We start from the raw sequence: 14,312 nt of genomic DNA, 5'->3' as shown, positions 1-14,312 counted from the left end.
TTATAGATTTACACTTAAACCAAGGATAAAACTTCGTGCCTGCGGATAACGGCCAACATCTACTCCGTTGTTGTCCATTCCGATTTCCGGATCAAAGCCTGAATATTTAGTAATGGTAAAAAGGTTGTTTGCTGTGGCATAAATTCTTACACCACCTGTTTTTAATTTATTAGCGATCGATTTTGGCAAACTGTAACCCAGGGTTACGTTACGGATACGCAGATAAGAGCCATTTTCCACATAAAAATCAGAAGCTGCAAAATTTCCGTTGGCATCGCTAGTTGAAATAATCGGCACTTTGCCACCTGGATTTTCTGGTGACCAGGCATCTAAAATACCGACCAATTTGTTGTATGAAGGACCACTAGCGCTATAAGTAGTACGTTTTACGGCATTGAATAATTTATTTCCTTGTACGCCCTGTGCAAAAATATTAAAGTCGAAATTTTTATAACTTGCGTTAAAGCTCAACCCATAAGAGAAATCGGGATAAGCGCTACCAGCAAAATAACGGTCTTTACTGTCAATAGATCCATCACCGTTGATATCTACAAATCTAAAATCACCTGCCTTTGCATTTGGCTGAATTTTTTGTCCTTTAGCATTTTTATAGTTATCGGCTTCTGCCTGACTTTGGAAAATACCATCCGTTTTTAATACAAAATAACTATACAGTGGCTGTCCTACCCTATTGGTAAGGGGGGCAACTTCATTCCGGAAATTGGTAGATACAACCTGGTTTTCTATACCAGGAATAAGTTCTTCTATATTGTTGTTTATTTTGGTTAAAGTAGCATTTACGGAATAAGTAAAAGCTGCATTTTTATCACTATTATAATTTAATCCTAACTCAAAACCTTTATCTTTTACTTTACCGGCATTAATGGTCTGAGTACCTAAACCTGCTGTTCCGGGTAATGTTCTCACCAGGATCATTTTATTAATTTCTTTAACAAAATAGTCTGCTGTAAGACTCAATCTGCCTAATACGGCTACATCAACACCAAAGTTTGTTTGTTTAGATTCTGCCCATGCGATATTAGGATTGGCCAAAACCGTTTGAACATAACCATTTTGCAAAGTTGGCGTTTGGCCAAAATAACTTTGTGTTGGACTTAACAATGGGTTCACCGCAGCAGAAGTAAGTGCCGCTAAATTACCGAGAAAACCATAGCTACCCCTTAATTTCAATTCATTTAACCAACTTACATCTTTAAGAAAGTCTTCTTTGCTCATTAGCCATCCAACAGAAGCTGAACCATAATTCCGGGTCCTGTTATTTTTGGTCAGTAATGACGAGCCATCACGGCGACCGATTAACGACACCAGGTATTTTTCGCGATAGTTATAGTTTGCCCGCAGAAACAATGACGAAAGTGCCTGTGCGCTGTAACCGCTGGAAGAAGGCTGTATTACTGTGGCGTTCATCAAGTACCTGTATTGTGGCGATTCATCATCAAAACCTGATCCTGAAGCAAATAAACTTCTGTATTGTGTTTTTTGAAATGAGTAACCACCTGTAAGATCGAGCTGATGGCTACCAAAGGTACCTTTGTAATTTAACACTTGTTCTGTCAGGAAATCGCTATTATGGTTGCTGCTTTCCTGTAAACTATTGCTTAATACGGGTTTTCCTACCTCAGGCCTTTTTGGTGTAAAGCTTTTAAAAGCAGCATCTGTTTTGGTGATGCTTAAGTTAGACCTAAAAGTTAAACCTTTGGCTAATTTAATATTGGCATAGGGATTAACGACCAACACATTTACCGGGTTGTTGATATCAATACGCATTAAATCGGCAACAGGGTTAACAATATCGCCATAATCTCCGGCATACGGCCCAGGTAAACCTGCAAAACTACCATCGGCATTGTAAGGTGTGGCATTTGTAGGATAATAAATGGCCGAAAGTAAAGCACCCGTATAATCGCTGCTGGTATTGGCGCCGTTTCCGTTAGTGCTGCTGTACGATAAGTTTTCGCCAATTTTTAACCAATTGGTTACCTCATGTTCGGTATTGATCCTGAAATTATAACGTTTGGTTTTAGTGTTTAACACAATCCCTTCGGCATTGCGGTAATTGAAACTCAAATAATAATTCGATTTTTCAGAGCCACCGTTAATTGCAGCATTATAATCCTGCAATAAGCCATCTCTAAACACTTCATCCATCCAGTTGGTACGTGTAATCTGCCCGTCAGGATATTTTGCGGCATCAAAGGCTGGCAATATGGTAGTACCACCGTTTTTAGCTGCAGTTGCGGCAACCTGTGCACGCTGTTGTGCATTTAATGATTCTAGTTTTTTCCAGGCACTTTGTTGTCCAATTTTAGCATCAAAACTGATCTGCATCTTACCGCTTTTACCTTTTTTGGTCGTAATTAATATTACACCGCCAGAAGCTCTTGCGCCATAAATGGCTGCAGATCCATCTTTTAGCACCGATATCGATTCAATATCGTTAGGGTTAAGCTGTGGAGTACCCGAAAAGATAGATCCGTCGATTACGTAAAGTACATTTTCTCCATTGATACCGCCTGAGCCACGAACATTGATACGAGGCATCGATGTCGGATCGCCACCCTCGTTGGTCACAATTACACCCGGAGTTTTTCCGGCAAGCACCTCACCTACACTATTTAATGATCGCGAAGAAAGTTTATCCATCCCCACAATACTGATTGCTCCGGTTAAGGTTTCTTTTTTCTGTGTACCGTAACCTACAACCACTACATCGGCAAGTGTGGAGCGTTCTTCTTTCAAAACCATGTTAATTACCTGGTTTTCGCCAACTTTTGCTTCCCTGGTCTGATAACCAATCATGGAGAATGACAGTACGGCATCAGCGGCAACTGCAATGCGATAAGCACCGTTTCCATCGGTAATAGTACCACTTTGTGTGCCCAATACTTTCACCGAAACACCTGGAAGTGCCAAACCTGTGGTATCTTTTACTACCCCTGTGATTATCCGGTCTGGCTTATTCATTACGGCATTGTTTAAAATCACGTATCCACCTTTTTCTAAAACCTGCAAACCAAGTCTGTCTAAAAGTGATCTTACGGGTTCTGTGTTAAAATCGCCACTTAAAGACATGTTTTTTTGTTGCAGCTGATCTGGATTGTACACAAAACTAAGCCCGGTACGGGATTCAATTTCTTTGATGATCTCGGTCATCTTACGGCCTTTATTGATGGTAATACTAACCGTAGTTTTCTCTAATTTTTGTGCCATACCTGCCGAAGCGAGGATAGAGCTGCAAAAAATGCAGAGGATTGTAAATGTTAAACATGAGTATTTCATGATCTTGTAAAGAGCTGGTGTCCTCTTAGCGGAGGTTGTTTTCATTGCTTAATTTGTTTGATTTTATTTTTGTAAAGCTTTAATTATACTGGCTTTTATTGCCAGAAAGAAAGATTGCGGCGAACGATCTGACCGGTACCGTAGATAATTTCTATATCATATCCTATCTCATCTGTATATATTAAATGTTTTATGATTTTTTGATGCATTGAACCTGAGGTGATGCAGACTGCAGATAATATCCAAAATTTCTTCAGGCGATTGTTTGCTGCTGAAGGATGCAGTAGTTTTAAGTTTACCCAAAGTGATATCGTTCAGCAAAATTTTAATGCTATAAACATATTGGAGTTTAGTGATCACCTGATTGAGGTTTGCACCATCGAAAGCAAATTCGATAAAAGCAGACGCTTTGATTTTACAGATGGCAGCGCGACCGTCATTTTTATCATAAGTTAAAAACTCATCCTTAACCAGCGTAGCCAGGTTGCCTTTTTGATTGCTCACCGCAACTTTACCCGTAACTACAGCCACCTCCAGCTGTTTATTTGCCTGATATGATTTAACTTTGAAAGAGGTCCCTAAAACTTTAATGTCTACCCCGGCGCTTGTATGCACTGTAAACGGCCTTTTTTCCTGATGAGCAATATCAAAAAAAGCTTCCCCTTCTTTAAGTGCAATATGGCGGCTGTTTGAAGCAAAGGCTTTAGGATAGCAGAGTTTTGCTGACGGACCTAACAAAACCACCGAACCATCTGACAAAGTAATTCGCTTCTGTTGCTTATTTCCGGTAACTACTGTTACCTGATTTTCAGGCGCTACTTTTGTATTGAGTTTCCAAACGCTTATTCCAATTGTTATGATGAGGAATACGGCGGCAGCAATCCTGATAAAAGATTGTAGTTTGAATACTTTGACGGGTTTTGGCTTCTCTTGCATAGCCACCTGAAGGTGAGCAAACATCTGCGCCCCTATCGCTGCTTTCCGATCGGCGGATAATGCCACATCTTTTGACTGAAGTGTAGCGTACCACTCTTCAACTTTTTTTTGCTCTTGCGGACTTGCCTGCTGATCGAGATATTTCTGCAGCAGTTCCTTTGCCTGTTCTTCTGTCATCTAAATACATGTCAGTTGAAAAGGAGATCGGTACCAACCAAAAATGTTATCTATAGATTAACTTTATGTTAAGCCGATCAATACAGCAATTAACAGGATATAGGAAAGACTTTTTTTAAGAAGCTTTAATGCTGCAGAGATCTGGTTCTTTACCGTCTGCACAGAAACGTCGAGTTCAGCAGCAATTTCTTTGATGGATTTTTCCTGTTTTCTGCTCATCGAGAAAACCTGTTGCATTTTCTCTGGTAAAAGCGCAATGGCGGCATCCACCTCCAGGTGAAGCTCTTTTAAAATTAGTTTATCATCCGCAGCAGCAGAATGCTGTTCATCCATCAGGGTCGTAAGCGCAGTTTGGTGCTGTTCTTTAATACTGCCCGACCTGAAATAATTAATCACCTTATATTTTACGGCTCCATGCAGATAAGCACCCAGGCTTCCGGAAAGGTTAATCGTTTTATGGTTTTCCCAAAGCGAAATGAAAATCTCCTGGGTAATATCCTGTGCAAGGGCTTCATCACCCGTTTTTTTTAGCGCAGCATCAAAAACATCTTCCCAATAAAACTGGTAGATTTTTTCCATGGCCAGATGGCTTCCGCACTGTAAAGATGAAAGTAAAGTTTCGCTCAAGGGATGGTGCTTTTTTTCACAGCAAAGCTACCAGCTCAATATTCCCTTATTATTAACAAATCTTAAAGTGTACGTGATGATGTAAAATGGAAGGGATTCGGCGCTCATCGGCGATATCTGCAGGAACATTAGCGATTAGCCCCCCGCAGATCTAAAAAGATTGACGCAGATATTTATAACAGAGTCTTAATGTCATTAACTATTTAATGGTCAAAATGAAATAAGTTCTGCGTAATCAGCGATATCGGCAGGAACATGATGCGATTGATTTAACAATATAGTCTTAATTTCATTAACTGCTTAATGTCAAAAAGCAATAGGTTCTGCGCAATCAGCGATATCTGCGGGAGCATGACGCGATTGATATGACTCGCAACTACCCAAACAACCCTGCAAAAATTTTATTCGAATGCAATTTTGCCTGATGATCATAAATATGCGAGGTGCTCATAATTTCGTTTATGCCATATTTGACAACAAATGCTTCTAAATTTTCTTTAATGGTATTAGCACTACCAATAAAAGAATAATACAACATCTGCTCTACAGCTTCTTTTTCCAACTGACCCCAATATTCATTAATATCATCAACGGCAGGTTTTAGTAATTCTCTTTTGCCTGTTATCACTCCTAAAAACATACGTTTTACAGAGCTTGATAAACGTTCTGCTTCCGCATCAGTATCTGCAGCTACCACATTCACACATGCCATTACATAGGGTTCCTGTAAAAATGCCGAGGGTTTAAAATTATTTTTATAAATGGATATCGCCTGTTCAAAATAGGTTGGGGCAAAATGACTGGCAAAAGCATAAGGAAGTCCTTTTTCTGCGGCTAAGCGCGCGCTATCTGTACTCGAACCTAAAATCCAGATCGGAATATCCAAACCTTCTCCAGGCATAGCCCTTACACTTGCCCGGTTATTACTGGCAGAGAAAAACTGTTGCAGTTTCTCAATATCCCTGGGAAAGCTATGAACAGCATTAAAGTTTTCACCTCGGATGGCCATTGCCGTAACCTGATCGGTTCCGGGTGCCCTGCCCAAGCCCAGATCGATCCGGTTAGGATAAAGCGAAGCCAGCGTGCCGAATTGTTCTGCTACAATTAAGGGAGCGTGATTGGGCAGCATAATACCTCCGGAACCTACTCGAATGCTATTGGTATTACCAGCAATATAACCAATTAGTACCGCCGTTGCTGAACTGGCCACACCAGCCATGTTATGGTGTTCTGCAAACCAGTAACGTGTATAACCTAAAGTTTCAGACTGTTTAGCTAAATCAAGACTGGTTTTAAAGGTATCTGCAGCAGTAAAACCGTCTAAAACGGTTGCAAGATCGAGAACGGAATAAAGTACATTTTTCAATAAGTGATCGGCCATAATTAAAGGAGTAAAATCTGTATTGCAAAAATATCTTTAATAAAACCAACTCACGTTTAAATGAATACAAATGACGTTTAGCCAACATAATCCGTAAGGTACGTTGCAATGCAATGACACAAAACATGAAATGCTTAATAAATGGCTACAACTACATGGGTGTAGGGATATGTATATTCTTGTAACAAAGCAGTTGGGCCCTTGCTCTTAATTTGAATAAATTTCAAACTTATAATAGATTAGCAAATCCGGTAAAGATGAGTATACGTTTATCGGTATTAGCATTATTTTATGGATTGTAGCTATTACCCGCATCTAGTAAACTTAATCGAGAATTTTTCTATTAAATTAGTGAATAAGGAAAAAATTTAAAATTAAAGCGTACAGATAGTATTCTTTTCGTTACGAAAAGGCGTAATTTCGTTATAAGAGAACCAGATTTTTTGAAGATGATTAAGTGCATAGCCATAGACGACCAGTACAGCTCCTTAGCGGGACTACAAAAATATATTGAGGATACTCCAAACATGCGGCTAGTGCAGCAATATACCGATCCAATTACTGCCTTAAGGGAGTTAGCCAATTCAGAAACGGTTGATGTAATTTTTATGGATGTGGAAATGCCCCAAATTTCGGGGCTGGAACTGGCCAAAGCCATCCGCTTCAGAACCAGAAAACTCATCTTCACTACTTCTCACCAGGAGTATGCTTTTGATGCTTTTGAAGCTGCAGGAGATGCTTATTTGCTTAAACCATACAGCTATGCTAAATTTGCTACAACAATTACCAGGCTTTTTGGACATGAAATGACTGGAGGTGCCAACGAGGATTATTTTCTGGTGAAAAATAAGGAAGAAGAGCACCGTGCGGTAATGGTTAAATATGAAGATATTATTGCCTTTGAAAGTTTTCATAATTACATTAAATTACATACTGTAGAAAAAGTAATTATTGCTTACTTAAGCTTAAAAGATGTTCGGGAACAGCTTAGCATCAAAAACGGTTTTATACAATTACACCGTGGTTATATTGTGGCGATTGATAAGATTTTGTATATAGATGGCAATCGGATTACCATGAACAACCAGATTAGCTTTACGGTTGGCGATATTTATTATAACGAATTTAAAAGTTTTATTTCCGAAAGGTTAATCATCAGTAGCCGTAAAAAATAACGGCTACTGATGGAAACATTTAATGGTTTTAAATTAAACCTGAAACTGTAGTAAATGTTGTGGTGGTGGGTTCAGAAATGGTTGTTGGCCTATTGATCTTTCCGCTCTGTTTTTTTTTAAATACAAAAAGTGTTTTTTTTGCTAATTTTTGAGTTTTCATAATTGTTTTTTTTCGAAAACTAGCGGCAATGGCACCCTATAACTTTAGTTGTTACACAAATAGTAAATATGCCTTTATGAATAGGTTGAAATGGCGCAACGGTACGTTGCAAAGATGGTTATACACATATCGTATACACATAATTGCTTGGACAGCATTTATCGTTTGGGAGACTGTGATGGTTATTTACTTCCTTGGCCTGTTAGGTACATTCGGTAACTACGCTATTCATTACACGATTAATATCACCTTATTTTATACCTATGCTTTACTGCTGGAAAAAGCAACGGCATTTCATAACGGAGCAGTATGGAAAGTTCCTCTGGTTGTTATATCAACTATCTTGATTTATTTAGGCATAGTTACAGGTGTTGACATTTTGCTAAATACTTATACCAATATTTTACCCGGGCAACTGCCAAGTCTCAAGATCAGAATAACCAAGGTACTTTACAGGGGTTCTTTTTTCCTTCTTTTTTCTACAGGGTATTATTTCTTAAAGCGGTTTATTAAAGAAAAAACAGAAAAATCCCGTATCGAAAAACAGCGTTTTCAAATGCTTATTGAGAAGGAAAAGATGGATAAGGAACTGGCCATGTCTAAGAATGCTTTCATGAAAGCACAGATTAATCCGCATCTGCTGTTCAATACATTTGAGTTTGTACACCAAAAATTAAGTGCTTACTCTCCGGAAGATGCTAAAGTGATGCTTTATCTTTCTGATATGATGCGCTTTGCAGCCAGCACGCAACATAATGAAGGTTATGTCCGTTTAAGTGATGAAATTTCGCAGTGTGAAAACCTGATCGGCCTGCACCAAATTACCCAGGGTGCAATTTATATTGAGTTTGCCAGCGGACCTGATCTTGATGAAATTAAACTCATTCCGCTTGTTTTGCTTACTATTCTGGAAAATATGTTTAAACATGGAAACCTTAATGATGCAGAAAATAAGGCCACTATTGATGTTTACACTATTGATGGCAAATTGCATATCGAAAGCCGTAATCTACCGAGATCGATAAAAAGCAAGGTAGGCTTTGGCTCAGGCATGGATAATATCAGTAACCGACTCAAATATGCCTACCATCAACATGCAGAAATGACCGCAGGAATTGATGAAGAGGGTTTCTACACTTTAAATATCAGTATTTCCTTAAATGCACTAACCATAGAATCTAAAACTAAAAAAGCTGAACAGCCTATCCTTGTTTAGAAATATCGACCGTCAATTTATGCTTAACTTAGTGAGAGCCATCGCTGCGATTAGTAAAAATGAAAATCTACCCTTAACCTTTGAAACCAGAATGGCAAAAAATGAGTCTACCAAAAATTGATAAGGCTGCGAAAGAATCAAATATGCAATCATTGGTGTTATTATCGAAATAAGTCAAGTTATATCTTCGATAGGAGATAACATCAATCTGTTTTCTTTTCTGAATATACTTCTGCAATCTGAGCAGAAAGATATTTGAAAGCTAGCGGCATTTCGACAGCAGCATTTTTGATGCTCCCTTCAATAAAAATGAAACCTTTATAATTTATTTTGTGCAAAGCTCTTAAATAAGGTTTAAAATCGTCGCCCATAACACCAGGCAATGATCTGTTTTGTTTTTCGGCAACCTCTGAAAATCCAATCAAGTCACCGGCCTCAATAATTTCATCAGGAGATTCTCCTTCACGCATCATGTGGAATATATCGGCGTTGAGCCTGAAATTAGGATGATTAACTTCCCTTACTATCTCTGCTGCTGACTTTAATGAAGTGATGAAGTTAGTTTCGGTGGTTTCGAGGTTCTCTAACAAAATGGTAACTTTATATTTTCCTGCAATTTGCGCCAGCTTTCCAGCCAAAATAACGAAATCAGATTTTGCCTTAACGATATTATAACCTGCGGGAATGCTCCTTGCACCCGAGCTACCCAAAACAATAAACTTAACACCTGCTTGCCCCGCTCTTGAAAGAACAGTTTCGGTATAAGTTAAAACCTTCGCTTCATCTACCTCTGGTCCAGCTATTTTTATGTTCGCCGGAAAAAAAAGGTTACAGCTTAATACTTTACATTTTGCTGCTTTAATCTTTTTTAAACTGGCATTAAACTGATCATCGGTTAATACAGGTGAAAGCAGCTTCGGAACCGATTCACCGATCATTTTAAAACCAGAAGCATAAGCTAAACTATCCTGTGCCAGACCAGATACAATACCTAAACGCGGATAAACCTGTTTCTCTGAAATAAAACCACAAAAACCGATATAAATCAGGCAAATCAAAAAAAACGGATAGCTGAATTTCGCACCTCTCATATATTTTTCAAATTATTTGGTTAAAAAAATTTAGATCTCAAGATTCCTCCCGCTCCTAATTTATTAATAAATACAGCAGCATTTTGAGAATTCTTGTTTAAAGATAATATAAAATCTAACTATTAAGTTTTGTATTAATAGAATCTGCGATAGAGCAGAAATTAAACAAACAGCAACTCGTAACATTAGAATACAAAAATAAATCCGACCATTGGGCTGTTTTTAAATCCAGTTGGTCGACAATTTAGCTGTGTTGGTATAATATCGATATTTCTGCTGCAACGTTTTGAGGGCATAGGCGTCTTATCTACAAAACAAACACAAAGTATTAATTAAAAATATAAACAACAGCATTATGAAAACCTCAATCAATACCTTAACAAAATCTATATTAGCAGCTATCGTATTAAGTTCTGCTATTTTCTCTACAAGTGCAATGGCTGATGAGAAACAACCAACTAAAGTTTATGCGCCTAAAAACGTAACCCAGGTTAGCGTAAACGGAAACGTAGAAATCACCTTAGTTCAAAGATCGAAAGAAGGCATTAGCTACAATGATGACAATACTGGCAAAGTAAAAGTAACACAAGAAGGATATGCATTAAAAATCAGTTCTGTAGATGATGAAGTCGCCAAAATTACACTTTATGTTAATAATATTTACAGGGTTAAAGCATCCGGTGACGCTGTGGTAAAAACAGAGGGCAAATTGGCTTTGAAATATCTTCAGGTATTTTTAAAAGAAAATGCTGTTGCCGAAATCAATTCTGATACAGAAAGTTTATATACCGTAATCGAAGACAATGCCGATTTAAAATTGAGCGGGGCTACTGAAAAACATACCTTAGTAATGAGTAAAACACCAAAATTAAACCTGGATAGATTTGCTGCACTAACAACAGAAGTGAGTAACCCGGATACAAATGCATTGCAAACTGTTGCACTTGCAAAATAATGAAACCAAAAGAGTAAAAAATCGACAGAAATGTCGCTTTTTTACCAATCGTGGGCTGAGAGGAATCGTCATTCCCAACCCGATAACTTTCGGGTTGATTGAGAATCACAGAGCGCTGATGAATACCTCTGAATAAAAGGACAACTTATGGATAATCCTAATTCAAGCGCTTTAAGATTAGCTTCGCTGAGCACTGCGTGGTTCCTGCCTGCGCGGGAATGACGATTCTGTATATAAAACATTGGTTTTGAAGTATTATCATTTCGATCGTAGTGGAAAAATGATGATACTTCAATTTTTGTGAAGGTTTAAAAATTTCTCGACTTCATTAAACCCAATTCCCATTCTATTTAAAATCAGGCACAGGTAATAAATATCCGCCAAATAAAATATACGACCATAAAAGGGTCCAGAATATATTAAATATTTGTGCGGTAACAAAAGTAAATGCAGGTTTCCCTCCCTGAAGTTTTACCAATGATGAAAATTTAGCTTCCATACCGATAGAAATAAATGCGATTGCAAACCACACAGTACGTAAACCATTTAGTGTTGGCCCGACACTTTTTGCCGTTGCAGGAGATAAAAGAAAAGAAAATACTAAAGATGCCGCAACAAAACCCAATACAAATTTCGGAAATCGTTCCCACACAATTTTCAATCCCGGGCGCTCTGCTTTAAGGATTACGCCATCTTCCCCTTTAGATTTTTTATAGGCCCACCATATTGCGATAAAAAAAGCAGCTACACCGATAAAAACATTTTGTGAAAATTTGGCAATAACACCCGCTTTAACAGCTATTGGCCCAACCAAATCGCCTGCAGCGGTTACGGTTGCCGTTGTATCTAAAGTACCGCCCAGCCATGCTCCTCCAATTACTTCAGGTATATGAAAATACTTTACCGCCCAGGGCAAAATTACCATCATCGGGATAGCCATAATTAACACTAAAGTGGTGACATAAGATAATTTACGTTTATCGCCATTAATAGCTCCGGCAGCTACAATTGCTGCAGAAACTCCGCAAATAGATACTGCTGACGCTAATATCACACCAAATTCATCATCAACTTTTAACTTGCGGCTCAACCACATCGAAAAAAACCAGACTACCGTAACAACAATAACCGCCTGTATGATACCAGGTAAACCAGCTTTAATCAAATCGGCCGACAAAATAGTTGTTCCCAATATGACTAAACCTGTTTTAATATAAAACTCAGACCGCACTGCTTCTTTTAACCAATAGGGCAACCTGATCAGATTACCTAACGCGATACCGATAAGCAATGCAAATACCACATATTCCAATCCAAAATAGGATACACTTTTATTGCCTCCGATAATAAAGGAAACAATGGCTAATAAATAGATAAGTGCAAAACCACCAGCAAACCGTGCAACATTACCCCCCGATAAACCTATAGCCATTGAAGCTAAGGCAAGAAAAACAGCCCCCATTTCAACAATCAGCAATAAGTTAGCTCCCGATAATATCTTGCCCAAAAGATCTTCACTATTTGCCCATTTAAATGCAGGTAAACTGATTACAGTACCATTGCTGGTTAAATAAAGCACAGTGGCAATAATCACTGTTCCCAATATCACCGCCCACCAATCTTCGGTGAGTGATTGTAAAAATGTTTTCTTATCAGGGCTTATTCCGGCATCTGTTAAGGCTCCGGTTGTATCGGCTGCGTTGTTTCGATTCGACATAGTATGATGTTAATTTGATTTCAGTTCTAAAAATACTTTTACCGCATTCGGCAGGTTGCAACAAGCGAATATGATCTAATTATAATATAAGCCGTTACTCAATATCTAACTAAAGTAGTTATTCAGCAAGATTTTATCCGTAACAAATATTTGACCTTAAATCTTTTGTCACAAATCTGTAGACCATTCAGCCTTTCATTTTTTTGCCCGATAATAAACAGGATGTTCGATATCGGGCATTTTTAAATCTGAAATAAAAAACAAATCACTAATAAACAGCAACTTAACAATGGCATCCCTATTGTAAAGCGTGGTATAAATTATTTAAATGGACAAACTCATTGAAGAAGAAGTTTCTTCGAAAAGGAAAAAGAAAACTTATCTCATCATTTTTATTATCATCATTATTCTGGCGATGATCATCTGGTTAGTGCGGTTTTATTTTAAGCCATCGCTAACCGGTGCCGATATTACTACAGCCAGGGTACAGACCGGAATAATTGAAAATACCATTAATGCTACCGGCGAGGTATTACCTGAATTTGAAGAGGTTTTAACAAGTCCGATAAACGCATCGATTAAAAATGTCTTAATGGATGCCGGTAACAAAGTAAATAAAGGTCAATCGATTTTATCACTTGATAAATCGGTGAGTCAAACGGATTATGGAAAACTTCAGTTTCAAATGGAATCAAAAGAAAATGAGATCCGTAAGCTGAAATTAGATCTGGAGAAGAGTTTTTTCGATATCAAATCCAATAACAGCATTAAACAATTACGTATCAGTAATCTTAAAGACGCAGTTTCTTCAGCTAAAAGATTATTAAAAGCCGGCGGCGGAACAAAGGAAGATGTAGAACGCGCTGAACTTGACTTAAAAGTTGCTGAACTGGAAAAACTTCAACTGGAAAATGAGATTAAGAGTAAACAGCAGACTATGAAAATCGAAATCAGGGAAGCTGAAATTGCTTTGGCCATCCAGAGGAATGATCTTGATGCGCTTAAACGAAAGCTCGATCTGGCCGATGTAATTGCAACAAGGCCCGGCGTAATTACCTGGGTAAACAAAAATATAGGGTCGAGTGTACATGAGGGCGATGCTTTGGTCAAAATTGCCGATCTAAGCGGTTTTAAAGTTGCCGGAAGCATGTCTGATAACTTGCTGGATAAAATACACAATAATATGGCCGCCATTATCCGCATCGGCAATACACAGTTACGCGGCTCCATTGTAAACATCTCTCCTTCAGTAAGCAACGCCATTGTTTCATTCGACATTCAATTGAACCAAAAGGACAGTAAAGAACTTCGCCCAAACCAAAAAGTTGATGTTTTTCTGGTTACCGCCACCAGAAACGGGGTATTAAGGATTGCCAATGGTCCGGCATTTAATGGTTCCAATCTTCAGGAAGTTTTTGTACTTAAAAATGGAATTGCCGAACGCAGAACCGTTAAAACCGGTTTAAGCAATTTCGATTATGTAGAAATTCTAAGCGGACTAAAAGCCGGCGATGAGGTAATTACCTCAGATATGGGCAATTATAAAAATACAAAAACCATAACCATCAGTAATTAAG

At 38.2% G+C, this 14,312-nt stretch carries 11 protein-coding genes; 4 read left to right on the top strand and 7 right to left on the bottom strand.

Going from position 1 to position 14,312, the window contains the following annotated elements; all coding sequences use genetic code 11:
- The 4 genes from FFJ24_RS06355 to FFJ24_RS06340 form a co-directional block, all read right to left on the bottom strand.
- A complete protein-coding gene (locus FFJ24_RS06355; protein WP_246862756.1) occupies window positions 1–3,231 on the bottom strand; it encodes a TonB-dependent receptor in 3,231 nt (1,076 codons plus the stop codon).
- Window positions 3,232–3,468: 237 nt separating this feature from the next.
- Entirely contained in the window at window positions 3,469–4,413 is a 945-nt protein-coding gene (locus FFJ24_RS06350) for a FecR family protein (protein ID WP_138823599.1), read from the bottom strand.
- A 63-nt stretch (window positions 4,414–4,476) separates the two neighbouring features.
- Window positions 4,477–4,992, bottom strand: coding sequence for an RNA polymerase sigma-70 factor (locus FFJ24_RS06345; protein WP_138823597.1), 516 nt, complete (start codon window positions 4,990–4,992; stop codon window positions 4,477–4,479).
- Window positions 4,993–5,416: 424 nt separating this feature from the next.
- Window positions 5,417–6,421 carry an LLM class flavin-dependent oxidoreductase gene (locus FFJ24_RS06340; protein WP_138823596.1) on the bottom strand — a complete coding sequence of 335 codons (1,005 nt, stop codon included), beginning with the start codon at window positions 6,419–6,421 and terminating at the stop codon, window positions 5,417–5,419.
- Between the two features lie 449 nt (window positions 6,422–6,870).
- Here FFJ24_RS06340 and FFJ24_RS06335 point away from each other — a divergent pair, with 449 nt between their 5' ends.
- Window positions 6,871–7,596 carry a LytTR family DNA-binding domain-containing protein gene (locus FFJ24_RS06335; protein ID WP_138823594.1) on the top strand — a complete coding sequence of 242 codons (726 nt, stop codon included), beginning with the start codon at window positions 6,871–6,873 and terminating at the stop codon, window positions 7,594–7,596.
- A 28-nt stretch (window positions 7,597–7,624) separates the two neighbouring features.
- On the opposite strand, the gene FFJ24_RS26650 is transcribed toward FFJ24_RS06335, so the two are convergent.
- The gene (locus FFJ24_RS26650) at window positions 7,625–7,756 is read right to left on the bottom strand and encodes a hypothetical protein (protein ID WP_256377611.1); all 132 of its coding nucleotides are present in this window, start codon (window positions 7,754–7,756) and stop codon (window positions 7,625–7,627) included.
- Window positions 7,757–7,934: 178 nt separating this feature from the next.
- On the opposite strand from FFJ24_RS26650, the gene FFJ24_RS06330 reads away from it, so the two are divergent.
- Complete coding sequence (locus tag FFJ24_RS06330; protein ID WP_168202401.1) at window positions 7,935–8,972, top strand: sensor histidine kinase; 1,038 nt, start codon at window positions 7,935–7,937, stop codon at window positions 8,970–8,972.
- A 203-nt stretch (window positions 8,973–9,175) separates the two neighbouring features.
- Here the strand turns inward: FFJ24_RS06330 and FFJ24_RS06325 are convergent, their stop codons facing one another.
- Window positions 9,176–10,063 (bottom strand): sugar phosphate isomerase/epimerase, encoded by an 888-nt coding sequence (locus FFJ24_RS06325; protein ID WP_138823590.1) that lies wholly within the window; start codon window positions 10,061–10,063, stop codon window positions 9,176–9,178.
- Between the two features lie 355 nt (window positions 10,064–10,418).
- On the opposite strand from FFJ24_RS06325, the gene FFJ24_RS06320 reads away from it, so the two are divergent.
- Window positions 10,419–11,018: a GIN domain-containing protein gene (locus FFJ24_RS06320; RefSeq protein WP_138823588.1), complete on the top strand. Its 600-nt coding sequence runs from the start codon at window positions 10,419–10,421 to the stop codon at window positions 11,016–11,018.
- Window positions 11,019–11,364: 346 nt separating this feature from the next.
- Here FFJ24_RS06320 and FFJ24_RS06315 read toward each other — a convergent pair whose 3' ends face one another.
- On the bottom strand, window positions 11,365–12,735 hold the full coding sequence (locus tag FFJ24_RS06315; protein WP_138823586.1) for a YeiH family protein: 1,371 nt from the start codon (window positions 12,733–12,735) through the stop codon (window positions 11,365–11,367).
- Between the two features lie 328 nt (window positions 12,736–13,063).
- Here FFJ24_RS06315 and FFJ24_RS06310 point away from each other — a divergent pair, with 328 nt between their 5' ends.
- Window positions 13,064–14,311, top strand: coding sequence for an efflux RND transporter periplasmic adaptor subunit (locus FFJ24_RS06310; RefSeq protein WP_138823584.1), 1,248 nt, complete (start codon window positions 13,064–13,066; stop codon window positions 14,309–14,311).
- Window position 14,312 lies beyond the last annotated feature (1 nt).

Origin of the sequence: Pedobacter sp. KBS0701, from assembly GCF_005938645.2 — a bacterium.
Classification (GTDB): domain Bacteria; phylum Bacteroidota; class Bacteroidia; order Sphingobacteriales; family Sphingobacteriaceae; genus Pedobacter.
The sequence above is the reverse complement of the archived record's forward strand: the minus strand, read 5'-3'. Positions and strand labels throughout refer to the sequence as shown.

Excerpts from the sequence above, each read along its gene's own strand:
- FFJ24_RS06325 (WP_138823590.1), bottom strand. The coding sequence starts at position 10,063 with ATGAGAGGTGCGAAATTCAGCTATCCGTTTTTTTTGATTTGCCTGATT.
- FFJ24_RS06315 (WP_138823586.1), bottom strand. The coding sequence starts at position 12,735 with ATGTCGAATCGAAACAACGCAGCCGATACAACCGGAGCCTTAACAGAT.
- FFJ24_RS06355 (WP_246862756.1), bottom strand. The coding sequence starts at position 3,231 with ATGGCACAAAAATTAGAGAAAACTACGGTTAGTATTACCATCAATAAA.
- FFJ24_RS06310 (WP_138823584.1), top strand. The coding sequence starts at position 13,064 with ATGGACAAACTCATTGAAGAAGAAGTTTCTTCGAAAAGGAAAAAGAAA.
- FFJ24_RS06340 (WP_138823596.1), bottom strand. The coding sequence starts at position 6,421 with ATGGCCGATCACTTATTGAAAAATGTACTTTATTCCGTTCTCGATCTT.
- FFJ24_RS06320 (WP_138823588.1), top strand. The coding sequence starts at position 10,419 with ATGAAAACCTCAATCAATACCTTAACAAAATCTATATTAGCAGCTATC.
- FFJ24_RS06330 (WP_168202401.1), top strand. The coding sequence starts at position 7,935 with ATGGTTATTTACTTCCTTGGCCTGTTAGGTACATTCGGTAACTACGCT.
- FFJ24_RS06350 (WP_138823599.1), bottom strand. The coding sequence starts at position 4,413 with ATGACAGAAGAACAGGCAAAGGAACTGCTGCAGAAATATCTCGATCAG.
- FFJ24_RS06335 (WP_138823594.1), top strand. The coding sequence starts at position 6,871 with ATGATTAAGTGCATAGCCATAGACGACCAGTACAGCTCCTTAGCGGGA.
- FFJ24_RS06345 (WP_138823597.1), bottom strand. The coding sequence starts at position 4,992 with ATGGAAAAAATCTACCAGTTTTATTGGGAAGATGTTTTTGATGCTGCG.
- FFJ24_RS26650 (WP_256377611.1), bottom strand. The coding sequence starts at position 7,756 with ATGAAAACTCAAAAATTAGCAAAAAAAACACTTTTTGTATTTAAAAAA.